26 protein-coding genes and 1 tRNA gene are annotated in these 22,563 nt (G+C 46.2%); 9 read left to right on the top strand and 18 right to left on the bottom strand.

Translation table 11 applies throughout. From position 1 onward, the window contains the following. Positions 1–372: 372 nt before the first annotated feature. Positions 373–447: transfer RNA gene (locus H6798_04055), tRNA-Gln, on the bottom strand. A gap of 240 nt (positions 448–687) precedes the next feature. Here H6798_04055 and H6798_04060 point away from each other — a divergent pair. Further along, positions 688–960, top strand: coding sequence for a hypothetical protein (locus tag H6798_04060; GenBank protein MCB9821681.1), 273 nt, complete (start codon positions 688–690; stop codon positions 958–960). Here the strand turns inward: H6798_04060 and H6798_04065 are convergent. Both H6798_04065 and H6798_04070 read right to left on the bottom strand, forming a co-directional pair. Next, on the bottom strand, positions 949–1,242 hold the full coding sequence (locus H6798_04065) for a DUF167 domain-containing protein (protein MCB9821682.1): 294 nt from the start codon (positions 1,240–1,242) through the stop codon (positions 949–951). The two genes, H6798_04060 and H6798_04065, sit on opposite strands and share 12 nt — an antisense overlap. Before the next feature lie 2 nt (positions 1,243–1,244). Beyond that, positions 1,245–3,383 carry an AAA family ATPase gene (locus H6798_04070; protein MCB9821683.1) on the bottom strand — a complete coding sequence of 713 codons (2,139 nt, stop codon included), beginning with the start codon at positions 3,381–3,383 and terminating at the stop codon, positions 1,245–1,247. Between the two features lie 277 nt (positions 3,384–3,660). On the opposite strand from H6798_04070, the gene H6798_04075 reads away from it, so the two are divergent. Next, the gene (locus H6798_04075; protein MCB9821684.1) at positions 3,661–4,467 is read left to right on the top strand and encodes a ZIP family metal transporter; all 807 of its coding nucleotides are present in this window, start codon (positions 3,661–3,663) and stop codon (positions 4,465–4,467) included. A gap of 48 nt (positions 4,468–4,515) precedes the next feature. Here H6798_04075 and H6798_04080 read toward each other — a convergent pair whose 3' ends face one another. The 11 genes from H6798_04080 to lepB form a co-directional block, all read right to left on the bottom strand. Next, positions 4,516–4,752 (bottom strand): hypothetical protein, encoded by a 237-nt coding sequence (locus H6798_04080; GenBank protein MCB9821685.1) that lies wholly within the window; start codon positions 4,750–4,752, stop codon positions 4,516–4,518. A 34-nt stretch (positions 4,753–4,786) separates the two neighbouring features. After that, a complete protein-coding gene (gene sodN, locus H6798_04085) occupies positions 4,787–5,179 on the bottom strand; it encodes a superoxide dismutase, Ni (GenBank protein ID MCB9821686.1) in 393 nt (130 codons plus the stop codon). 30 nt (positions 5,180–5,209) lie between these two features. After that, positions 5,210–5,668, bottom strand: a complete 459-nt coding sequence (locus H6798_04090) for a hypothetical protein (protein MCB9821687.1) — start codon at positions 5,666–5,668, stop codon at positions 5,210–5,212. After that, the gene (trmD, locus tag H6798_04095; GenBank protein MCB9821688.1) at positions 5,661–6,314 is read right to left on the bottom strand and encodes a tRNA (guanosine(37)-N1)-methyltransferase TrmD; all 654 of its coding nucleotides are present in this window, start codon (positions 6,312–6,314) and stop codon (positions 5,661–5,663) included. Before trmD ends, H6798_04090 begins: the two co-directional genes overlap by 8 nt. Before the next feature lie 285 nt (positions 6,315–6,599). Then, positions 6,600–7,037 (bottom strand): KH domain-containing protein, encoded by a 438-nt coding sequence (locus H6798_04100; GenBank protein ID MCB9821689.1) that lies wholly within the window; start codon positions 7,035–7,037, stop codon positions 6,600–6,602. A 279-nt stretch (positions 7,038–7,316) separates the two neighbouring features. After that, positions 7,317–7,766 carry a 30S ribosomal protein S16 gene (rpsP, locus tag H6798_04105; protein ID MCB9821690.1) on the bottom strand — a complete coding sequence of 150 codons (450 nt, stop codon included), beginning with the start codon at positions 7,764–7,766 and terminating at the stop codon, positions 7,317–7,319. Between the two features lie 85 nt (positions 7,767–7,851). Further along, positions 7,852–8,538, bottom strand: coding sequence for a ribonuclease III (gene rnc, locus H6798_04110; protein ID MCB9821691.1), 687 nt, complete (start codon positions 8,536–8,538; stop codon positions 7,852–7,854). Further along, a complete protein-coding gene (locus H6798_04115; protein MCB9821692.1) occupies positions 8,538–9,059 on the bottom strand; it encodes an NUDIX domain-containing protein in 522 nt (173 codons plus the stop codon). Before H6798_04115 ends, rnc begins: the two co-directional genes overlap by 1 nt. Beyond that, the gene (nusB, locus tag H6798_04120; protein ID MCB9821693.1) at positions 9,034–9,534 is read right to left on the bottom strand and encodes a transcription antitermination factor NusB; all 501 of its coding nucleotides are present in this window, start codon (positions 9,532–9,534) and stop codon (positions 9,034–9,036) included. Before nusB ends, H6798_04115 begins: the two co-directional genes overlap by 26 nt. Positions 9,535–9,591: 57 nt before the next feature. Continuing rightward, positions 9,592–9,741 carry a hypothetical protein gene (locus H6798_04125; protein ID MCB9821694.1) on the bottom strand — a complete coding sequence of 50 codons (150 nt, stop codon included), beginning with the start codon at positions 9,739–9,741 and terminating at the stop codon, positions 9,592–9,594. A gap of 100 nt (positions 9,742–9,841) precedes the next feature. Next, positions 9,842–11,353 (bottom strand): signal peptidase I, encoded by a 1,512-nt coding sequence (gene lepB / locus H6798_04130; GenBank protein MCB9821695.1) that lies wholly within the window; start codon positions 11,351–11,353, stop codon positions 9,842–9,844. Positions 11,354–11,602: 249 nt separating this feature from the next. On the opposite strand from lepB, the gene H6798_04135 reads away from it, so the two are divergent. The 3 genes from H6798_04135 (at position 11,603) to H6798_04145 (ending at position 13,153) form a co-directional block, all read left to right on the top strand. Continuing rightward, positions 11,603–11,740, top strand: a complete 138-nt coding sequence (locus H6798_04135) for a hypothetical protein (protein MCB9821696.1) — start codon at positions 11,603–11,605, stop codon at positions 11,738–11,740. A 454-nt stretch (positions 11,741–12,194) separates the two neighbouring features. Beyond that, positions 12,195–12,431, top strand: a complete 237-nt coding sequence (locus H6798_04140; protein ID MCB9821697.1) for a hypothetical protein — start codon at positions 12,195–12,197, stop codon at positions 12,429–12,431. Between the two features lie 44 nt (positions 12,432–12,475). Next, positions 12,476–13,153 (top strand): hypothetical protein, encoded by a 678-nt coding sequence (locus tag H6798_04145; protein ID MCB9821698.1) that lies wholly within the window; start codon positions 12,476–12,478, stop codon positions 13,151–13,153. On the opposite strand, the gene H6798_04150 is transcribed toward H6798_04145, so the two are convergent. Both H6798_04150 and H6798_04155 read right to left on the bottom strand, forming a co-directional pair. Next, positions 13,150–16,080 carry a class I tRNA ligase family protein gene (locus H6798_04150; protein ID MCB9821699.1) on the bottom strand — a complete coding sequence of 977 codons (2,931 nt, stop codon included), beginning with the start codon at positions 16,078–16,080 and terminating at the stop codon, positions 13,150–13,152. The genes H6798_04145 and H6798_04150 overlap by 4 nt on opposite strands. Before the next feature lie 125 nt (positions 16,081–16,205). Beyond that, a complete protein-coding gene (locus H6798_04155) occupies positions 16,206–16,748 on the bottom strand; it encodes a hypothetical protein (GenBank protein MCB9821700.1) in 543 nt (180 codons plus the stop codon). A gap of 133 nt (positions 16,749–16,881) precedes the next feature. Here H6798_04155 and H6798_04160 point away from each other — a divergent pair, with 133 nt between their 5' ends. Beyond that, positions 16,882–17,472, top strand: a complete 591-nt coding sequence (locus tag H6798_04160; GenBank protein ID MCB9821701.1) for an ATP-binding protein — start codon at positions 16,882–16,884, stop codon at positions 17,470–17,472. Here H6798_04160 and H6798_04165 read toward each other — a convergent pair. Next, positions 17,469–18,146, bottom strand: coding sequence for an NUDIX domain-containing protein (locus H6798_04165; protein MCB9821702.1), 678 nt, complete (start codon positions 18,144–18,146; stop codon positions 17,469–17,471). The genes H6798_04160 and H6798_04165 overlap by 4 nt on opposite strands. Before the next feature lie 251 nt (positions 18,147–18,397). Between H6798_04165 and H6798_04170 the strand changes: the two genes are divergently transcribed. The 3 genes from H6798_04170 to H6798_04180 are packed head-to-tail and all read left to right on the top strand — an operon-like array spanning position 18,398 to position 20,508. Then, entirely contained in the window at positions 18,398–19,024 is a 627-nt protein-coding gene (locus H6798_04170) for a hypothetical protein (protein MCB9821703.1), read from the top strand. Further along, positions 19,017–19,637, top strand: a complete 621-nt coding sequence (locus H6798_04175) for a hypothetical protein (protein ID MCB9821704.1) — start codon at positions 19,017–19,019, stop codon at positions 19,635–19,637. Before H6798_04170 ends, H6798_04175 begins: the two co-directional genes overlap by 8 nt. Next, positions 19,630–20,508, top strand: a complete 879-nt coding sequence (locus H6798_04180) for a hypothetical protein (GenBank protein ID MCB9821705.1) — start codon at positions 19,630–19,632, stop codon at positions 20,506–20,508. The genes H6798_04175 and H6798_04180 overlap by 8 nt, the downstream gene beginning before the upstream one ends. 18 nt (positions 20,509–20,526) lie before the next feature. On the opposite strand, the gene H6798_04185 is transcribed toward H6798_04180, so the two are convergent. Further along, positions 20,527–21,597 carry a sigma-70 family RNA polymerase sigma factor gene (locus H6798_04185; GenBank protein ID MCB9821706.1) on the bottom strand — a complete coding sequence of 357 codons (1,071 nt, stop codon included), beginning with the start codon at positions 21,595–21,597 and terminating at the stop codon, positions 20,527–20,529. Between the last annotated feature and the right edge of the window lie 966 nt (positions 21,598–22,563).

Below are 22,563 nucleotides of genomic sequence, written 5' to 3' on the forward strand. Positions count from 1 at the left end.
ACACCTACTACGAGTACTGATACTTAACTAACTTAGTGCATAGTAATTGGCGCTAGATCATGGTCAAGGAACCCGGTCTTTAGATTACTGTCCAGTTTCCATGGGGGTTTACGGTCAAACAGGATTCGAACCGGAATTACCTCAAGAGACGACAAAACCCGGTCATGGAACCGGGTCTTTGTTGTCTGGTGCTGAGTCTGGCTGGGACGGCAGGATGACATCGTGCATACTTCTCTCGTTCTCGAAGCAAGCTTCTGCGAGCGAGCTTGATGCCCGAACCATGCGAATATAGCAGCTTCGCTGCCCATTCACAGAACCCAATCAACCAATCACAAGCACGAAAAAAGATTAGCATAAGCTAATCTCATTTCGTGGCTGGGATGGTAGGATTCGAACCTACGATCTCCTCGTCCAGAGCGAGGCGCCTTACCACTTGGCCACATCCCATCGTCGCAATAGATGACAACTATCGGGTAGGCGATTTTACGATCAAGTAGTAAAATCGTCAGGCCGATAGATCATCTTTGCTCATCTCAATTCATAACAAGTTATGAATTGGCTAGTACTGGCGTACATTTTAGAGCATGTACAACCAGCAGATTATACTTGGCGGGGCGACTTTTCTCAACCTCTGTTAGAAAGAAATATTTGACTACTGGGCGTATAATATAAGTGTAAGGAGGTGAGATGACAACCCTACAAAATTTGAAGGCCAAAGACGACCTGTTTGCTCGACTCGGCCAAGAAGTGAGCACCTATCCTGCTACGATCAGGCATTTCCTACAAGCAGCCGAAAATTTATCGATGCCTAAAGCCATACACGCTGCTTTAAACAAGTTTCATAACAGCACGATTTTTCATTCTGCCGAAGATTTTATCGAGAAAATTCAGCAGGTAGACTTACTTGAACAAGCCGAACTAGAAGCCCCCGACGAAGAAGTTCGCAGTCTACAGTGGTAGCAACTTAGTTTGCTCGGGCAACTGATCTAAACCAGCCAAGTGCTGGTCTAGTTGTGCTTGGCTGACATCTAGTTGTAGTAATTTGTTTGAGCTAGTATGACCTTTGGCTATAACCACCTGGCGCTTGGCTAGTCCAAACTCCTTAGCTAATACTTCGACAAGTTGTCGATTGGCTTTGCCATCTTGCGGTGATGCAGTCAACCGAACGGCCAGCTTTTCGCCGTTCCATGCCAAAGTTACCTGTTTGCTATTTGGTTTAACTTTAACGGCTAATTGCTGCATATCTACACGATGCTTATTTTCTTACCCGAGTAACCGATCTTATATTTCTTGCCTTCGATAACTTTACCGTCAACAATCTGCCGAGCCAACTCGTTGAGTAATTTAGATTGAATTAGTCGTTTGAGTGGGCGAGCCCCAAAAGCTGGGTCGTAGCCTTCTTCGGCCAACATCTGCTTAAGCGAATCTTCGAACTCTAAACTAATATCTTTAGTTTGCTTAACATGCTCGGCCACCCGGGCTAGCTCTTTGTCGACAATCGCTTGCATGGCGCCGGGTTCGATCCGCTCAAAGACTACAATATCGTCGATTCGGTTTAAGAACTCTGGCCTAAAGTGCTGGCGCAATAGCCCTCGCACAGACTCGTCTAGTTGCTCGGCGCTGGCTTCGTCCCACTGAAGAATCTGCTCGCTACCTATATTGCTAGTCATAATCACGATGGTGTTAGTAAAGTTAACCACCCTGCCCTTGCCATCTGTTAGCCGGCCATCGTCGAGTACTTGCAGCAACACATTAAACACTTCGGGGTGAGCCTTTTCAATCTCGTCGAACAGGATAATTGAATACGGGCGGCGGCGCACGGCCTCGGTAAGCTGGCCACCCTGCTCGTAGCCTACATAACCTGGTGGCGAGCCAATCAACCGCGAAACCGCATGTTGTTCCATGTACTCGCTCATGTCGATCCGCACAATCGCTTGCTCGTCGTCGAACAGTTGCTCGGCCAGAGCTTTGGCAAGTTCGGTCTTACCGACGCCAGTTGGGCCAAGGAACAAGAAACTACCAATTGGCCGGTTAGCATCGGCAATGCCAGCCCGTGAGCGGCGAATCGCATTGGCAACTGAGTCGACGGCTTGGTTCTGGCCAACTACTCGGCGATGTAGATATTCTTCGAGGTGGGTAAGTTTGCTGGTTTCGCTCTCTAGCAACTTTTCGGTTGGCACACCTGTCCAGCGCGAAACTACCGCGGCGATATCTTGAGCAGTAACTTCTTCTTGTAGTAAACGTTCGGTTTCGGGAATTTTTGCCAGTTCGGCCGAAGCCTCAGCTAGTTGCTTTTCGGTTTCGGGTATCTCGCCATACTTAACTCGAGCAGCCTCGTTTAGCTCGCCGTCGCGCTCATAGCGATCGAGCTGGCCCCGCAAACCCTCGAGCTTCTCGCTCGACTTGTTAAGTCTGTCGATAATATCTTTCTCGGTTTGCCAGCGCTTTTCTAGCTGGCTAGATTCGGCTTTGATCTTCTCGACTTCGGCTTCGATCTCGGCTTTGCGAGCCTTGGCTTGGTCGGATTTATCTTTTTTGAGCGCGGAAAGTTCGATTTCGAGCTGCATTTTGCGCCGAGTTAGCCGATCGAGCTCGATTGGCATGCTATCGAGCTGCATCTTTAAGCCGCTGGTGGCTTCGTCGAGCAAGTCGACGGCTTTATCTGGCAAAAACCGATCGGAAATATAACGATCGCTTAGTCGCGCCGCGGCGACAATCGCCTGGTCGGTAATCTTAACCCCATGATGAACTTCGTATTTCTCTTGAATGCCACGTAAAATAGCGATTGTATCTTCTAGGCTAGGTTCGCCAACATAAACTGGTTGGAAGCGACGTTCTAGAGCGGCATCTTTCTCGATATTCTGGCGATACTCGTTGATTGTGGTGGCGCCAATCATATGTAGCTTGCCACGAGCTAACAGTGGTTTGAGCATATTGCCGGCATCGACCGAACCCTCGGCTTTGCCGGCACCAACGATGGTATGAAGTTCGTCGACAAATAAGATTATCTCGCCACCCGAATCTTCGACCTCTTTTAGAATGTCTTTTAGGCGCTGTTCGAACTGGCCCCGAAAACTAGCGCCAGCTAGCAAGTTGCCAATCTCGATACTTACTACCCGTTTATTTTTAAGACTACTTGGCACATCACCGCGCACAATCCGCTGGGCTAAGCCCTCGACAATGGCGGTTTTACCAACACCTGGCTCGCCGATTAACACCGGGTTGTTCTTGGTTCGGCGGCTAAGCACCTGCATACAGCGGCGAATTTCTTCGTCGCGACCAATTACTGGGTCGAGCTTGCCGGCTTCGGCCAGCTCGGTATAGTCCTGCCCAAACTGATCGAGTGGGTTCTGGGGTTCTTGGTTCTGTGCTTGCGGATCCATAGCTATTAGACTCCTTTTACTACAACCATTATCGCAAATTAGCACTCGAGCGTCAAGAGTGCCAGTTTATTTGTTTTTGGATATGTATTTTCACTAGTAGATACAAGTTCTGGGGCAAATTTGTGTAATTTCCTTACATAAATCTGCATCCAGGTTTTGTAGGCACAGTGTAAATGTATAGCCAGAAGCAAAAAACTGGGATTCTTGACGCTAAAGTCAAGAGTGCTAATTTTGAAATTCCGTGTCTTGGTTACTATTTTAGTGGTAGAATTAAGTAATGGTTAGTCTCTGGACAGTAATATTTTTCTCGTTGGTTGGTGGCGTATTGTCGCTATCTGGTGGGTTTTTACTTATTTCAAATAAAAAAACGGCTGGAAAGTTTTCGAATTATGCTACACCTTTTGCTGCTGGAGCACTGCTGTCAGCTGCTTTCGTCGATCTCCTACCTGAAGCATCTCATGTCGGAGATGCCGAAAAAGCCCTAACCTATACCCTAATCGGGATTATCGGATTTTTTATCCTCGAGCGCTTTCTACACTGGTTCCACCACCATCATGTTCACGACGAAAACGGCCCAAAAGATCCGACCGTATCACTTTTGGTAATTGGCGATACTCTGCATAATTTTATAGATGGAATTGCGATTGGTTCGGCATTTTTACTGAACTCTCAGACGGGTATAGTGGTTACTCTGGCTGTAGCTGCTCACGAGATCCCACAGGAAATTGGCGATTTTGGCCTAATGCTCGATAAAGGCATGTCCAGACTAAAAGTAATTTACGTAAATATCTTTAGCGCCCTCGCGACCACAGTGGCCGCGATAATCTTCTTTAAGTTAGGCGATTCCCATGGACTCTCACTCGATGGTATTTTAGGCCTAATCGCGGGCATGTTTATCTACATAGCTGTTAGTGACATAATCCCGACTATTCACGAAAACGAAGCCAAGAAAATTGCCGGACCTCAAACAATTATGTTGCTAGTTGGAGTTATTGGTGTCAGCCTACTCACGAACTTTATGCATCAATATATCGATACAGATTCTCATGAGCCAAATAGCAGCTCAACTGTAATAAATCAGTAATTTTAAACTGCCAACAGCCGTATACGTTAAATCGTCAAGCAACGCATATTAGACTTTTGTAAGACCTCTAGGCCAAACAACTTTAGCAATAACCTGAGATTCGTAAACATCTTCGTCTTGGCTATGGTTGCGATTATCACCTTTCAGGCAAACTTTAGAAACCGAAAAGCTCGATACACGTTTAATAACCTCTATTTGACGAACTCGGGCAATAACCACATCGCCAATATCCCACTTTTTATGGATCGCTACTACCACTCGTCCTGGAGTTAAGCTGGGTAGCATGCTTTTACCCTGGACCCTGCGGATGTAAATCATCTTAATGTTGAGTTTTTGTCTGAGCGAATACCGAAGCGACTTCTGCAACTAGTTTAATTAACTCGTCGCACACTTCTAGGCTAACTGTCTGCTTAACCTTGCCACATTGCTTCGTAGCCCGCCAAAATAGGTCGTGAAGATTTGGGAAGTCGGCAAGATGCTCTGGTTTAAAATAATCACTCCAGAGCAAATACAGCTGGTCTTTGCACTTCTGGGCATGTTCTTCTTTGACCACTACAGCCCTGACAAACTGGTTACGATGTTCTAGGTCGGTATCTTCGCCAAGCTCCTCGATCTTTTCAACCATCCGGCGGCAAGTGTCGGCCGCATGACGCATTGTATCTGTTTCGTAGATTCCACATGGCACATCACAGTGCGCGTATACTTTTTTCATATTGTCCCTCCAGTCTTCAACTACAGGATATTATACATCTAAACATTGATCGAGCATATCGCGGAGTACTGGCATTTCTATTTCGGCAGCCTGTAATGCCCTGCGAGCACGCAATAAATCCTCTTGAGTAAAAATCTTTAAGCCTAGAGTCTGGTTATCAATAAGCCTCATTGCAGTATCGGAGAACTCGTGACTCAGAGCTATTGCAGTAGTCATGCCAGCGATTACACCCAGATAATCTACAACAGTTCTTTGAGATGGCAAGCCTTGCTCGACAAATTTATCATTAAGAAAATTAAATATATCGCGAAAAACATAAACCTTATGGCCAAGTTGCCCAGGAAAACCATAGTTAAATGGCATACCACCGAAAACCGGATTGCTATCTGGCACTACCTCGATGTAATCATAGTAGCGAGGGCACAGTCCGCTTCTAGCTAACACCTCTTGGTCGACAGGGTATCCAGGAAATATTTCGATTTCACTCATCGGCATTTATTTGGTTGTCTCTTCGCCATTGGTCAATTAGGGCATGGTTACCACTGAGCAAAACATCTGGTACCTTAACACCTCTAAATTCTTCTGGGCGAGTGTATTGAGGGTGTTCCCTGGTTTTGTCGTCGCTATAACTCTCGACTTCGATACTTTGATCACCACCTAATACACCAGGGATTAGGCGTACTAGAGCGTCGATTACCACAAGAGTTGGTAGCTCACCACCAGTCAACACATAATTGCCTATGCTGAGTTGCTCGTCTACCCATGCAGTAATTCGTTCGTCGTATCCTTCGTAGCGAGCACACACAAAAATCAGGTCTTTGCCTTCGTCGGCTAGCCCAGTGGCATCGGACTGCCTAAAGGTTTCGCCACGGGGGGTCATTAAGATGACTTTACTATTTGGTAAATCTAGCTTGGCTGTTTCAATCGCCGCAACGATTGGCTCTGGCTTAAGTAGCATACCATCTCCACCACCGTAAGGTGTGTCGTCGACAGTCTGGCGTGGCCCAAGGCCATAATCTCTTAGGTTTGTTAAGATAAATTCAACTTTGCCGGCTTCAACCGCCTTTCGCATCATGCCAACTTGCAGATACTCTTTAAAAACTTCTGGAAACAGACTGATTATTTGAATTTTCACTTCGGCTCCGCCTTATGGGAAAAACCCAGGTTTTTCCCATCGCGCAGGAGCGTCGAATAAATCGCCGCTGCTGGCTGCTCTTTTCCTTTTATTTGAATTTTCATTAAGTTTATTATATCACAATTTTTAGGTCTAAAACACAAACAACCGCCAACAAAAGGCGGTTGTTTGATCACATAAAGCTCCCGAATACCTAGTGGTATATCGGCTCGCATGAGCTCTTAAATATCATGATCGAGTTGTTTTATTCTACAGTCTCGATCACAAAAACACAAGCAAGAATCTTTAAATATCGAGATCGTCGAGATCGGCTAGTTCTTTGCGAGCCTTATCGGCAACGCTTTCGGTGGCCTCTTCTGGTTCAACCACATCGTCCGAAGTAGACGCATCAGCTGCATCATCCGCTGGCTTCGCGCTAGACGAGCTATCGTCTGAACCCCATGCGCCTTGGCTGCGACCAGAACTCATTTTTGGCTCACCGTTATCGGCGATTTTAAGATTATAACGGGCATCGTTCTTTGTGCCTAAAGCGCGAAGAAGTGTGCGGATACTCTGAGCGGTTGCTCCACGTTTACCAATAACACGTCCGAGATCTTCTTGATCGACTTCGAGCGTTAAGAGGACTCCTTTTTCATCTATTTTGCGGTCTACCTTTACCTTGTCTGGCTGGCTGACGATCGACTTTACTACATATTCAACAAAATCTTGGTCAATATTCGACATACTGCACCTCTCCTACTATTAATGTAACTACATTATACCACTCGCTCAATACATTTCGAACTGCCTGATCTTAAGGGGTGAGAGGAAAGATGTTAAGGTTTGAGTAATAACCATTTTTTCTGTTTTCGTTAGCACAAAATTATTAATCGCATATTTTTGAAATTTAATTTAAATTTAATTTAAATTAAATTTCCACTTCGTACTTAAACTGTTATTTAAGTAAAATTTACAAAAAAAGAGCCAAATTGACTCTTTTTTTGTAAACTATTCGGTATATTCCTAAGCTTCGGCTGGTTTTTCGGCTTCGGCAGTTGTGTCGACAACAGGTTCTTCGGCCGCTGGAGTTTCTTCGGTTTCGGCAGGTGTATCGACAGCTTCGCTTGCCTCGGCAGCTGGCTCTTCGGCAACTTCTTCGACTGGACGGTTTTTGCGAAGTTTTTCGGCATTTTTGATATTCGCGGCTTTGCTATTGTCTAGATTTACCCAGTCTGGCAACTTAACACCATTATCGCTCAAAAACTTGGCGACTCGGTTAGATGGTTGAGCGCCATGCTCAAGATAAAATTTAGCCTTTTCGATGTCGACACCGTTTTCTTTAGTGTGCGGATCGTAGTGGCCTAAACTAGCGACATTTTTGCCACTTGTAGGTGTCTGACGCGAGTCCTGGACAACCATTCTGTACTGAGCGAGTCCGCGGCGACCGGTGCGTTGCATGCGAATTACTAGCATTAAATTCCTTTATTATTACTTTTCCACAAATTAACCCGTAGATTTTAACTGAGTCGAACCCTTTTGTCAACAGAGGTAGAGTTTTTTAGTTTTTTAGAGCTTTTTCGGCGGCTTCCTGCTGGGCTATCTGCTTAGATGGGCCTTTGCCCTCACCACGTAGCTTATCGCCCACATATACACCAACCGTAAAGACTTTTTCGTGATCGGGGCCTTCTTCTTCTAATACCTTGTAAACTGGAGTCATACCTTCGTCGCTCTGAACTTTCTCTTGCAAGCGGGTCTTGGCATCTAGCCACGAACCAGTTTCGAGAATTTCCTGGAGTGTGCTTAATATGTTGGTTTCGATAAACAATGCAGCTGTCTGATAGCCTTTGTCTAAATAAATCGAGCCAATCACTGCTTCGAAGGTGTTGGCCATAATCTGGTCTCGGGCTCGATCTGAACCCCGTTTTTCACCGCGTGATAGTCGTAGGTATGGGTCGAATCCAAGTCGGTGAGCGGCTGCACTGATACTCTCGGTGCGCACTAAAGCTGCTCGCCAGTTGGTTAGGATACCTTCTGGCTCGTCATAATGCGCATACAGGTACTCGGTGACTACCAGTTCGAGCACAGCATCACCTAAAAACTCGAGTCTTTCATTGTGTTCTTTAGCACTTTTTTTATGCTCGTTCAGATAGGATCGATGCGTAAAAGCAGTGATAAAGATTTCTGGGTCGGTAAATTTACTGCCAGTTATTTTAATGGCTAGTTCATCATAGTCGACTGGTTGCATTAATTTTTCTCCTTAACATGATGGTTTTCTTTTATCTTCTTAATCGCAATTAGCATCAACTTTTGGATATCATCGTATTCGATGTTATCGAGGGCATCTTTGGCCTTAAACCAACGGACACCCATCATCCAGTCTTCGCCTTTTATCTTGTCGGTGTTGCCACTGGCCTTAACCAAATATACTTTCATTCTGATTAAAACCAAGCTGTTTTCTCGCCGATACCTAAAGTTATTTATACCCAAGTAATCTTGAGTTTCTAGATCGTTAATATCTAGGCCTGTCTCTTCGTGAACTTCGCGACGGGCAGTTTCTTTGGGGCGCTCGCCTTCTTCCAGGCTGCCCTTGGGTATCGACCACCTGCCACGAGCATCCTGAAACAACAGAAACTCGATATCACCAGATTTACTGATTCGGTAAACTATTCCGCCAGAGCGCGATTCTTTTAAGACATCCTGGATTGCCGGACGATGACGTTTTACAAATTTCTTAAACTCTTTAAATGGTTTCGGTCTTTTGACCATCAGCAACTTCTTTCTTCTTAGATTTGGTAGAAGTTTTTGCTTTTTTAGATTGCTCTAAATTTTTATAGGCAGTTCCGAGTACACCATTGATGAATTTGCTCGAGTTGTCGCCACCAAAACCTTTGGCTAGCTCGACAGCTTCGTTAATAACCACTTTTGGTGGAACACTAGGGCTATACTTTAGCTCGTATAGGCCAATCTCTAAGACTAGTCTATCGATTCTAGCTATCTGATCAATCGGCCAATCTGGAGCAATCGGTTGCAGCTCGGTGTCTAGTTCTTTGGCCTTTTCTAGAACTGCTTTAACTAGGTCTTCTATGAATTGCTTATCCTCGATAGTTTCGCTATAGCGCTGAATATTGCGCTGCAAAATCTCGGCGATATCGACATCTGGGTCGGCACATCCCACCCGAAAATCAAACTCATAAAGAGTTTGGAGTGTGACTATCCGGCCTAAGTGTCGGTTCGATGCCATAGAATTACCTTGTTAATACTCTCCTACTGCAGCTCATTTTACCATGAGCTGAAATGTTTATTTGGCTTTTTTTGAGCCAGTTTCGTTTTTAGTTGTGCGTGCCTTTACTGGTGACTTTGCGTTCACAGCTCGAGCCAACTTTAGTACCAAGTGGCTACGACGATTACCTGTGCGTCGCTTGGTAGTCTGTTTCTTTGGCTTACCCAAAGTAAACCTCCTTATGTTTAGATTAAATCCGCAGAATTATACATTAAACAGAGGTAGATCGCAAGTTGATTGTGTTAATATCTGCGCTTTGAACAAAATTCTAAAGTTCCGGTTGATACACCGCCCTATCGCTAGGTTGTCGGAATAATGCCTTACCGCGGAGCTCATCGATTTTAATCGGACCATAAATGCGTGAGTCGATTGAATCTACTCGATTATCACCAGCCACAAAAAGTTCGTCGTCTTTAAGCGTAATGTCAATCTTGGTGCCATAACTTGGCGATAAAACCGTCGACCAAGGCTGCTGAAGATCGGCCTCAATTGGGTTGGTTGAATCTTTTGGATAGACAAGTATGTAGCCACCATCTATAACCACTCGCTCCCCAGGTAGGCCAATAACTCTTTTGACCACATGCGTAGTTTCGCTAAGATCGATACCTTGAATGTTCGAGGTGTCTGTTTTTTCGAAAATAACCACGTCATACCTGCTTGGTATGTACTGCGAGCGAGTAATTCGAGCATAGGTGTCTGGCAGTTTGAATATTAGATGATGGCTGTTGTTGTGAAGAGTTGTCTCCATACTAACCCCGTCGACCCGAAAAACGGCAATCACCCAAGTTGTCAGCACATAAAAAACACCAAGACCCACCAAAGACACCATTACAGCTGGCAACAAATATTTCTTGGCTTGCTCGAGCTCGAGGCGATTCTCGGCTAGCTTATATTTCGTTTTTAAATCGATTGGTATTATCGGCGACTCTGGGTTGTTAAAATGAGCTTGCTTCCATCGTCTTTTTCGACTAATCGACCGGAGAAGAAGTAAGACAGCATAGTAGCCGAGCAGTAAGGCTACAAATAGCCCAACTGGTTTTAAGATTGGTAGAAGCTTTAGATAGTATGGAGCAATTATCTGAATCGGGTTGATATCGATTTTGAGCGATTGATTCAAGATCAAAGCCTGACCGTTCGTAAATTTAACTCGACTAACTACCGTATGTTGTCCGGGCAATAACCGCCATTTATCTAATGATGTGTTATCGCTTTTATACAGTAGCTTGCCATCGACAAAATAATTAACATTTTCGACATCTACCCCGCTAAATTGTTCGATCAAAGACACTTTTAGGTTATCGTAAAGATAAGAGACTGTTTGTGGGACAATCGTATATTGTTGGTCGTTGTAGTCTGTCCGACATTTTTCAGGAGAACAGCCTAAATCACTATTTATAAAAACAATCTGTGGCGGTAATGTGCCAAGCTGATTTTCGTTTGGGACTTTTGCATATAAAAACGTTGCATCCTCGTCCAAAAACTTCAAATCACTACCGATTTTTTGCCAAGAAGTTGAGCTAGCCTTAACCCGGCCAAGTTGGCGACAATCGGAGCTATCGTTGCCACTAAATAGATCGAAATTTACCGACTTTTTTTCGTGATTACTTAATCGAACATATATGTCGTAGCTTGCTTCTGGGACATGAAATAAAGAGCTAAACTGAGGATAATCGGTAGCTGGATCGCAACTCATATCTGTAGCCGCAGCTGCTGTCGGTACACCCAGAAATGCAAAAATCAGCAGAATAGCTACTTGCAAAGTAATCAGTTTCTGAAGCATATATCGGATCACTTAATATATTTTAACAGCAGATAGCATAAGCTCGTAAAAAAGATTTGCGATACGTAGGGTGGCTTGACTAAACATAGGTGTTTATGCTATAATATAATATGTGGCTTATTGCAAGCCACGTTCTTTAACTATATGTATATTTTAGGGGAACATTGGCTTAAGTAGCATGTTTTCTCCTCGCGCGGGCAAATCGACTCAGCGTGCCACGCCTTAACCGGCACAAACAAGGAGAAACAAGTGAAAGCCAAAAAGCAACCGGCTTACGATGGCGAGCTAGTCATCATTGTGGTGATCAACTTGATCGCCACGGCAATAGTTTTTGCCGCGATGGCGATCGCCAACCAGTTCGCTCAAATTTTCAGGAGGACCCGATGAAAAAGCTAATCGTGCTCGGAAGCGCACTCCTGATGGCTTTAGCCACAGGCGCGCTGATGTACGTAACTTGGCGCTGTTGGTGTCATATCGATGGCGCGTATGCGCCGCATGGGTTCGCTGCGTTGATCGCAGCGCTCAGTTGCCTCGGTGCTTTTTTCTGGCTTTTGGGTCAGTTAAAGACACATAGGCCATACGTCAAACCCGTTGGGTACCGGACGAGGCAGCGCCTCGCCAACCCCGACTGGGGTGGCTTCCTGGACCCGAACGCTCCTTGGCGTCAGCCGTAGGAGTGGCCCACGAGGTGCCCGACGGGTCGATTCTGACCCGTCGGGCGAGAGAGCCTTAACCCATTCAATGTTCCCTATTTCCTAAAATGTACATATTTGCCTCGGCTTGTTGCCAGGTGTGACATAGATTGCTGACTATTCTATATATTCTGTTTATGCTTGTGTTCATGGCCTACGAGTCAGACGACAATATAATCGCCATTCCTACCGATAAAGCTAGAGCATACCAGCGACATCCTGCTTATCGGGGATACCAGCGGTTAGCCAAAATTATAACCGCCAAATTATCTGTTGAGTCCGAACCAGACAAACAACCATACGATTGGCAAACCGAGTATTACGATCAAGGCCTAGAACAAACCGAACGCGATCTAGGCGACCCAGAAGGCATTTATGATCCTTAGCTCTTATGCTTGCAGAATGTTTTTCTTGACGATATGCTTGCAGAATGGGTAGAAGAAATCGACATAAAGAACGAGCCAAACACGGTGGGCAGCTAGCCGACCACCGTCCTCCCGAACTACATACTGAAGATTACGGCCTGGTCACCCCAGAAGATCGGCGTGCAAGCGAAGCCTACTTGCGTTGGCTATGCCAATATGTAAATGCAGTTTACGATCACGGTGATCGAGACACACTCCGAAATCAAAGGTATCAAACTTCCGAAGTAGTCCACTGGCATAACCCGGAAGCCCAAAGAGAAGGAGCTCCTGATATAGACGCAACCGCCCAGTGGAACCGCAGATTCGGCGGACCGCAAATAGTGCGCCTGCCAAATGTTTTGAGTGTTGGAGTTGGTGTAAGTTCTGAGGGGACTGGGGACGAAAGATTAACTGCAATATTCGACTCGGAAGGTGAGTTAGATGCGTTTAGATACAGTTTTAGTAGCCACGGCGATAACAACGTTGCTCGCCCTGCACCAGAAGCATCTGGAAAATCTATGGAGGAACTCCATGAACAAGCAATTTCTCGCCGAGCTGCTCGAATTATTCACATGTTTAGGTCTAACGTTCTTGGTGTAGATCCAGATAATCAGGCGCTCGTAATCCCGAAATCAGTACCAAATTGGCTAGGTAGGCGTGTTGAACTATCGCCAGAACACTTGCCAGCACTTGTACTAGACTAAACTACAAAATTAACTAGGCGGCCGGGCACATAGATTTCTTTTTTGGTGCCGCCACTCAAGTATTTTTTGACGTTTTCTAGCTCTTTGGCTGCTGCTAGCACATCGACTTCGGCAGAATCCGCTGCTATCTGCAGTTCTCCCCTGACCTTTCCATTAACCGATACGCCAATCGTGACTGTATCTTTTGTCAAATATGCATCGTCGTGCTCTGGCCAGTGATCTTTGTTTACGCTGTCCTCATGGCCTAGATCGTGCCATAGCTCTTCGGCGGTATGCGGGGCAAACGGGGCAATTAGCTGCACAAGACTTTCGAGCACAAACTGCCAATGGCTAGAGCTGTAACCATCTTTTTCTTTGAGTCTATATAGCTCGTTGGTGCAAGCCATCATCGAGGCGATCGCCGTGTTGTACTTGGTATCTTCTAGGTCTTTACTGGTTTTATGGATTGTGCTGTGAACTGTCTGTAGCAAGAGCTTATCGACATTATCAGTTATGTTTTTCTGGTTCTCAGAGCTTTTGGCATCGTTAAATTCTTGCACCAAGTTCCAGACCCGGTTTAAGAAACGGAAAGTGCCAGGCACACCTTGTGGATCCCAACGCATCCACAGCTCTAGCGGGGCAGCAAACATTAGATAGGTACGCAGCGCGTCGGCACCATAGCCATCGTTAATTATTTCTAGCGGGTCGACCCCGTTGCCTTTGCTCTTACTAAACATCGTACCGTCACTTGCAGTAACTTTGCCGTTAAACAAGAAACGCTTGAATGGCTCGGGATTCTCCACCAAACCCTGTTTGTGTAAGAAACGTGTAATAAATCGGGCATAAATCATGTGAGCCGTAGCGTGGTCTCCACCGTTATAAAAGTCGATCGGCATCCATTTATTGACAACTTTGCTATCGAAAATGGCTTTTTCATTGCTTGGGTCAAAGTAACGTAGCATGTACCAGCTGCTGCAAATGTAGGTGTCGAGTGTGTCGGTTTCGCGCTCGGCTTGCCCGCCACATTCCGGGCAGGTAGTTTGCACCCAGTCGGTTGCGCGTGCTAGAGCGCTGCGGCCATCACCACTTGGGGCAAAATCTTCTAATTCTGGCAAAACCACTGGTAATTGGTCGTCTGGTACAAGTACCGGACCACACTCAACACAGTGCACCATCGGAATCGGCGCCCCCCAGTAACGTTGACGACTAACACTCCAGTCACGAATCTTATAAATTGTCTTTTCTTCGGCTACACCCTGCTTGGCAAGATCAGCCACAATCTGCTCCCGTGCTTCTGAACTTGATAGCCCGTTATATTTATCCGAATTAAATAACACACCTTCTTCAGTGAAAACTTCTGATTGGTATTCTCTACCCTCTTTATGAGCTTTTGCGGCTTCTCTTGCCCTCTCCATTCCAATTAACCAGTGCCCACGTCCCTCGGGCTCGTTGTTAAAGTCCGCTATTATCTCATCAAGCGTTGACCAATCTACTCTGTATGCCTCGTGCTCTTCAAGCATCTGCTTGTTCTGTTCTGTCTCGTCGATCACTGCCATATACAGGTAGCTAAACGATCGACGGTTGCTGTTTTTGTTTGGATTAAAGTAGTAAGAGTAAGTTGGTCCGCCTAGCTGTATAAGTTTTGAAACATTCTCAAAACCTGCCTCTTCTTTTAACTCTCTTAAGGCTGCGGTTTCATAACTTTCGCCATCTTCTAGACCACCCGATGCTAGCCAGCGCATGTCGTTCTTGGTGTTTATTAAACTCATGAATCTATCCGTCTCGGGATCATAGCCAAGAACCACCGGACCGGTCACATCAACCGCATCTACTAGAGGATTGCCAAACTCTGGTGCAACAACTTCAGTTATCTCTAAATTAAACTTTGTAGCGAATTCGAAGTCGCGCTCGTCGTGAGCCGGGACGGCCATGATTGCGCCTGTACCGTAGCCTACTAAAACGTAGTCGGCAATCCAGATTGGAATTTGCTTGTTATTGATAGGGTTAATGGCATAAGCGCCAGTAAACACACCTGTCTTGTCTTTGTTGGCTTGGCGCTCGACCTCGTCTTTCTTGGCTGCTGCTTTTTGGTAGGCTTCGACTTCCTCTCTTTGTTCCGGAGTTGTAACACTCGCCACCAACTCGTGCTCGGGAGCCAAAACTATAAATGTAGCCCCAAATAAAGTATCGGGACGCGTTGTAAAGACAGTTATTGACTGGTCTGTGTTGTCGATATTGAATATTATTTCGGCGCCTTTACTCTTGCCAATCCAGTTCTTTTGGGCAGTTTTGACAGCCTCTGTCCAATCTAGGGCATCGGTGGCTTCGAGCAGCTCGTCGGCGTAGTCGGTGATTTTAAAGAACCACTGCTTGACTTCACGCTTTTCAACAATCGGGTCGTCGGCACCGTCGTGCCTCCAACATTTGTCGTCGATTACTTGTTCGTTTGCCAGTACGGTTTGGCATTTGGTACACCACCACTGCATCCGCGCGTCTTGGTAGGCCAGGCCGGCCCGATACATTTCGCTAAACAACCATTGTGTCCATTTGTAATAAATTGGCTCGTGAGTAGCGATCTCTTTACTCCAGTCGTTGCTCCAACCCATAGCTTTGTACTGTTTGTGATAGCTCGGAATAATCGTGGCCATGCTAGCTTGGGGGCTAACCCCAGCTTTAATAGCGTAGTTTTCGGCTGGCAATCCAAAAGCATCCCAGCCAACAGGGTGGTAGCTTTCGTAGCCTTGCTGGCGCTTAACCCGGGCTAGCACATCGCTGATTGTGTAATTCATAGCATGGCCGATATGAATACCAGCCCCACTGGGGTAGTTAAACATGCTCATGGCGATGTATTTTGGTTTGTCACTAGCCAGGTTGGCCTGATATGTCTTTTGCTCGTCCCACCAGGCTTGCCACTTGGGCTCAATATCTTTCGGGTTGTATCGTTTCATGGTTTTTATCCGTTTAGTTTAGCTATATATAGAAGAATGAAGTTACTCTCGCTTAGGCGAGGACAAACAACCCAAAATAGTAGCTCTTCTGCATAACGACAATTCTAACAGATGTAAGTTGATTATCAAGCACTGCTCGGCAAACCGTTACATGCAAGCTGAGCGTTCGAGTACCCTTTAATATCGGTAACGTCTAAGCCACACCAAACTGGTGGTTGTTCACGAAGCATTTGCAAATCTTCTAGGTTTGCAACCTCGATCTCGGCCATGACTAATCCAAGTAGATCTCCTTGGAAGATATCGACAATCACTTCTTTTGCGCGGATTTTGCCCGCTGCCTCTAGGTCTAGATAATACCGAGACTTACTAACCCTACTGCCTTCAGTCTGTGGCCAAAGCTCCTCAAACTCTATCCGGGTAATATCGGTTTCCACTTCTGTAGCTTGACCATTAACTCGCTCACCTTTAGCGGTCTGAAGCCACTGGCAGCTACGCATCGATTCATCGCCAGCTGTGTGGCTGTAGCGTATACGTCTTGCCATGCCGCTAGAATCTGGTTTGAGATAGCCTTGAAAGATATTTACGACCCGCAAAACTCTTTGCTGTCGCCACAAATCGTTTTCTATAAGCCACTTGCCTTCTATCTCGACTGGTAGTTCTGCTGCCATTAAAGTCTCCTTAATCTAAAACATCCTAACACAATCGCTCGATATTTTACTCAATATGTTTTGAGTAAAATCTATTGGCTGTTTTTTGTAACTAGGTGGCCATAAGCTCTTGTTGTAAACAGGAGCAAGCCTTATGGCACAAACAAAGTTAGTTCTCACCGGCGGACCACACTCGGGCAAAACTACTCTTTTTAATCAACTAAAGGAAGCATTCCCAGAGGCCCATTTTGTGCCCGAACCAGCCGAGTCGGTAATTCTACGTGAGCTTGACAAACAAGCGATCGACCCCGACTATACGCCAATCCTGCCAACCACCGACTACCCGTCGTTCCTGCCAATAGTAGTCGACGAATCTTTGCGCTTAGAGGCTCTGGCAGCCGGCAGTGAGTTGGTAATTTGCGACCGTTCGCTTGTCGACAACCTAGCCTTTATCGCTATCAACGCCGCTGGCGATTTAGCTACCCGGCATGTTAGCCGTCTAGCGGCAGCGGCTCGTTACAGCTTTGCATTGTTCCTCGAACAACTGCCAACTTACGCCAATACTCCTGTCCGTCGTGAGTCCAGGGAATTTGCCGCTCGAATTGCCCTGGCAACCCACTCCGTATACGCCAACTGCTTTGCCGGCAATATGGCCGATCTACCAGCTGTCGGCCTCGAGGCTCGAGCCGAACTTGCCAGGCAAAAAATCGAAGGTTTTTTGGCAGCAACCCAGAAAGCAAGTTAATCAAACTTGAGATCGAGTACGAACTGATTGCTTTGTTTGCTAGCCTCGATTAATTCCTTAAACCCAGGTATAAACTGGCTGTAATCTTCTGCTTGCCAATCTGCCCAGTACGTCTCACCAGCATGGTTGGTGTGTGTCTTCTTGTCGATAACCATACCCTCCCATAAATGACCGATCACGTGGTTCTCGATAAATTTATCTCGCCTGCTAACCAAGCTGAATTCACCCTTTAGAGTTAGTTTGACTTCTTTGGGTTGGTAACCACATTTCTCTTCGAGCTCGCGGTAGGCGGCTTCTTCTAGAGTTTCGCCTAAATGGATTTTGCCACTCGGAAAACCCAGTGCATCGATATACGGCTGGCGTTTACGACGATACAATAAAGTTTGCTCGTCTTGGCTGTGTAGATAAATTACGCTCAAGGTTGTCGGCATAAGCCGAATGCCTGACTCGCGGATACTAAAGCGGGTCGCTAAAGCCTTGCCGGTCTCGGTTAGCTGGTACTGCTTGTCTTGCTTTTCGACTAAACCGGCTTTAATTAGCTCGTTGAGATGATACATAAAGGCGTTGGCCTCGAGCTCTTTCGGCTTGAGCTCGCTGTAGCGCATGCTCTCGGCACCAACTAGACGGTTAAAGATTCGCCGCTGTATATGATGGCTAATATCTATCTGTTTCACATACTCAAGTTTAACATGAGTTCCGCACTTTGATTCCCGCTCAGAACTTTAGTTGCAGACAATCTAGCAGTTTTTCTGCTATCACCGATACCAATGTATCGCTTCTACCAGAGAAAACCACTATCTTATCCGCACCTGAAGACCTGACGCCAAGAAGCAAAATACGAAGCTCAAGTTAATTTGAGTCCAAAAGTCCTGTCTAGCACAAGCATTGAAGTTTAGTTAAATTGCTGATCATAAGGAGGTTAGCAATGGCTACAAGCACAGAACTACTGCCAGAACAAATACAAGACTTAGGTAAAAATATCGAAACAATCTACCATCGAACAGATATTGAGGCAAAGTGGGGAGTTCGGCCATTCTCGAAAGCTGGCCAAACAGCCCTAATGTGCAGCTTTTTACCGCACGAAGGATTCTATGGAGATTATCCAGAGATGATGGTAATTGCCGGCAATAGTCCAGATAACTTTTGGCTGGAGCAATATTTTATAAAGTCCCAATATTTTTGGCGCTGGCAAATCTCAAAACTTAGTGGTTTGTTAATATTCGTCGAGATGAAAGACGGCCAAGATCAAACCGAGCCGGGCTATACGCCCACCTACTGGCATGTCCGCTCTGCCATCGTTGGTGCCGCAAGCATTGCTCGCGGTCAGCTTGGTCAGCTATATCCATTTGGTTGGCGCCGACAAGGCCTAACTGGCTTCGAGCCGATCTTTCAGAATCTCGGCAGCACTTTCGACAGTTTCCCAATGACAGGCTGCCATATGTTATCGCGATTCGCGCTCGAGCAAGCTCAAACTAACACAGTCACCACTACCCAGGAGATAATCGAACATCAAGGTGCTCTGGATAGATTAATGGGAGACGCCAATGATTAACGAACAATATCCAGGTGAACGCGTCCGAACCCGACTAATCGATCAGTTCTTCGAGGCGGCCTTATTCCGTGAAATACCAGGAGATAATGGTTACGATCTTCGATTACTCTACCAAACACACTGGCAACAAATTTGCCTGGCACCGGGTTCTCGAGCAATTCATCAAGCTTGGCCTGGTGGATACATCGAACATGTAATTCAGGTCAATCGAACAATCGCCCTGCTTTACGCATTCTGCGAGCAGTCTGGTTGGCTTGCTACGATTGCCGAAGATGAGCGTTTTGAGCTCGGCGATGCCCTACTAATTGGTGCACTACACGACATCGAAAAACCGTTCGGCTATCATTACAATTTTGTGGATGGCACGTTTAAGGCTGAGTGCTGGCTTTCCACCAAGCCCGGCCGCAAACGCTTTCGTGAACAGTTATTTGCCAACTGGCAGTTCCAGCTCGACCCAAATCAACAAAATGCCTTGCAATACGCCGAAGGTTTACGCGATGCCGACTACACCCCGCACCAGCGCACTATGAAGCCGATGGCGGTGTTAGTGCACGCCGCCGACCTGCTCAGCGCCCGGGTTGGCTACGGTTTCGACGGAGTTCAAAATGGGTAGTCATCTAGGTCCCGAACAATATGTATCGGTCTGTGGCATGGCTAGTGGCAATGAAATTGAGAAAACTGCAGGTCTTCATAATCTGGGTCCTCGATCGGTACTATACGGTGTCCAGGTGTCGGCTTCTAGCTTCATTGGTGCCGAAACTAAACGCGGTAGCTTTTGGTATCCGAGCGGTCCAGATGCTATCGCAGATGTAGCCGAGGCCACTCGCAATGCTGGGCGTGGTCAACTGGCTTTACATATCAACCAAAGAGATCCTACTCCACGTAACACACTTGGTTTTGTTCGAGCCATTATGCGGGCTTGTAGCGAACATACCATCGGTGAGAGGAGTCATGGTTACGCTGGGATGTACTCGAAAACTGTTGTAAGGCAAATTCCACCAACTAGCATCATCCAGCTAAATAACCTCGACTGGCTTAGCGCCGACTTCACCGACACCCTTAAAATGATTCGCCAAATGGGCTTAGCTAGAAATATCATTCTGCAGGCCAACCAGCAAGCCTGCCAAGCCCCGCCAGATGTTTTTACCGAGAAGCTTAAATTGCTCCCAGTCAATTATGTTTTACTTGACACATCTGGTGGCACCGGCACTTCCTTCGACCGCACAAAATACGCCAAGCTGATAGAGGCTATCCAAACCAAAACAGATATTCGAATTAGTATAGCTGGCGGCTTGGGTCCAAACCCAAGAGACTTAACTGGTCTGAGGTGGCTTGCTCAACGCTTTGATAACCTGTCGGCAGATGCCGAAACTAAACTGCGTGTTTTTAAGCGTCGTGACCAGCCCCAAACTTCGCGATTTAGCCCCGAGCGGGCCGCCAAGTTTATCGCCGCCGCTACCGAGATTATAGGCAAACAATCTTGAGTTTTGCTTAGCTCGTGACTAGCTCAAGAATTCTTTGAGCCGACTTGCTCCAAGTGAAGGATGCCTTAATCTACCCAAGGCTCGTTCTTGAATTTGACGAATGCGCTCTCGAGTCACTCCGTAGTCCTCGGCGATTTCTTCGAGGGCTTGTGGCTTATCTGTGCCAATCCCAAACCTTTTTCGAAGGATATCCTGCTCTCTTTTATCTAATCGAGACAAAATATTCTCTAGTTCATCTGCTACTACAGCTACTTCGGCGATTACCTCTGGATCAACAGCATTTCGATCCGCCACCATATCGCCAATAACCGTATCTTCGCCTTCTTTTAACGGCGCATCTAGCGAGATTGGAGTAGTTCCAAATCGTATTGCTTCGATAACTTTATCTAGTGGCATACCAGTTTTCGCAGCAATTTCTGCATGTGTAGGTTTTCTGGCGAGCTCGGCTTCGAGTCCGAGGCTAGCTTTGCGAACCCTATTTAGGTTATCGCCAGCATGCACCGGTAGTCTCACCAAATTGCCGGTGTTAGCAATACCTCTGGTTATTGCCTGTCTTATCCACCAGGTCGCGTACGTACTAAACTTAAAGCCTTTTTGTTCGTCGAATTTATCTACCGCGTGCATTAAACCGAGGTTACCTTCTTGAATGAGGTCCAACAGAGGCAGGCCTGATGATTGGTACCGCTTGGCAATCGAAACTACCAGTCTTAAATTGGCCTTTACAAAAGCTACTTTAGCGGCTTCGCCGTCTTTGATAGCTCTTTCTAGCTGCCTAGTTCTGGATGGGCTTAGTGTATTCGATGTGCTAAGTTCATTAGAAGCCTGTATGCCCACCCTTACCGTGTTGCCAAGCATAACTTCTTGATCGTGTGTTAATAATGCGTGTCTTCCAATCTCTTTCAGATAACGCCCTACAAGATCATCATCTTGGCCATTTTTACTATCTCTTCCATTACCCCTACCGGTGCTTTGCTTCTTGTTATTAGTTGACGAGCCACCCTTGGGTTTCAGTGATTTAGGAGTAGGATTTTTAGGACTGGCCGTGTATGTAGGTGGTCTTTTTGGTTCGGCCAGTGCAAATATCTGCATAATATGGTCGGCTCTACCTGTGGCCTGTTCGCTCAACCGGGCTAGTAGTGTTGTTTTAAGCAGCTCAAACTCGGCAGCAAGCTCGGGATTTATTACCCTTGGGCACACTTGTGTGGACGAAATTATTAGCTGCTTGCCAGTACGCGCCTGATATAACTTATTGATAGCCCTAGCACGGCTCGAAACAACATAGCGTGGATCTCTGACTCCAATCATATCAAGTTTCTCTAACTCTTCTGTAATTTCCACAAAAGTTCGCTTGCCATCTAACAGCCCCATAACCAGAGCGGATTCTTCCAACGACTGCCAAAAACGAACTAAGAATTCTTCTTGAGTGTCTCTATCTAAAGCTAGTTCTTCGTTATGGTTAGTTGTGGCTGGCGACATATCTGCTACACCAAGGTCACTGCTTTGTTCAGACATAAATATTTTTCTGGCTTGATCAAGCTTTCTCCGGTTAGGTCTTGTTCGCTTTACGCGTACTTCGACAGGAATATGTGTGTAGTCGGCCTGATATCCTGGGTCGTAAGTCTCGGCAACTGCCTCTGTCATGAATTCGGTTGGGTCTGCACCCTGGACTGTTGGCAGCATGACATCCCTCAGATCGACGAACTGCTGGCCAAGTTTTGGATTGGCCGAGTACGGACCATGGAAATCTGGTTTGATGATTATTGGTTGGCCGTACCTAAGTTCAAAAAACTCATTTAGTCGATCCATAGTCCTTGCAACAGACACCTGTGCCGAGTTAGCATTTTCAAATCTCGGACCTTCAACTTCTCCGATATCGCTAAGGGCCACACAGCCTATTAATACTTCTCGGACTACTTGTGTTTTGTTTCTTTCTCCATTAATCAGACCCACAACATAGCGAGCTAGCTCGAGTTGTTTTCTTGGGATACTCCTAACTAGATCTCCAGCCCATTCCGGAGTGCTGTTAGCCTCACATTCTATATCTGTAGTCATGCT

The organism is Candidatus Nomurabacteria bacterium (assembly GCA_020631905.1).
In the GTDB taxonomy this organism is placed as follows: Bacteria; Patescibacteriota; Saccharimonadia; order Saccharimonadales; family VXPC01; genus JACKGQ01.